Source organism: Klebsiella sp. A-Nf5 (assembly GCF_002810545.1).
Lineage (GTDB): Bacteria > Pseudomonadota > Gammaproteobacteria > Enterobacterales > Enterobacteriaceae > Klebsiella > Klebsiella variicola.
Genome location: NZ_PIOG01000183.1, coordinates 1 through 600, shown reverse-complemented (window position 1 = coordinate 600; position 600 = coordinate 1). Strand labels below are relative to the sequence as shown.

The following is a 600-nucleotide window of genomic DNA, read 5'->3' as shown; positions in this document are numbered from 1 at the left end:
ATCGCCGACAATCAGATCGCCGGGACAGACCGCGACGCCGCCGACGGCAATGGGGGTATTCACTTCCCCGGGTCCCATTTTGAAAGGGCCTGCCGGATTCGAGCCTGTGGCATAGAGCGGAAAATCAAGCACCGATAGGGCATCGATATCGCGAATCGGCCCGTCCAGCACGATACCGGCAATTTTCTTCATGTGGTGGGCATACGCCACCATGATTTCGCCCATCAATGCCCGCGAGCGATCCCCTTCGTTGGAGACCACGATGACGTCATTTTCCCCCGCCATATCCAGGGCGGCATGGAGCATCAAATTATCGCCGGCGCGAACTTTTACCGTAATGGCAAAGCCGGCCATAATCGGTTTTTTGGGTGAGGAAATACGCTTGATGCCGTTGCCTAATACCGCGATACGGTTCATGGTGTCAGCAATATTTGCCGCCGGCAGGTGCTCATATTCTTTCAGCAGGGCAATATTTCCTGCCGGACGTTTTAAAAATACACGGTTACCAATAGTCATCTCTTGCTCCTCAAAAACCTGGGACCGGCCAGGACGGTTTTTTACCCGATAACACTTCGTCAATGCCGATGGCGGAATGTAGAG

General features: G+C 53.8%; 1 protein-coding gene. It reads right to left on the bottom strand.

Going from position 1 to position 600, the window contains the following annotated elements:
* Positions 1-516 (bottom strand): methyltransferase (locus tag CWM53_RS19585; protein ID WP_100750836.1); only part of this gene is annotated, 516 nt, incomplete at its 3' end.
* Between the last annotated feature and the right edge of the window lie 84 nt (positions 517-600).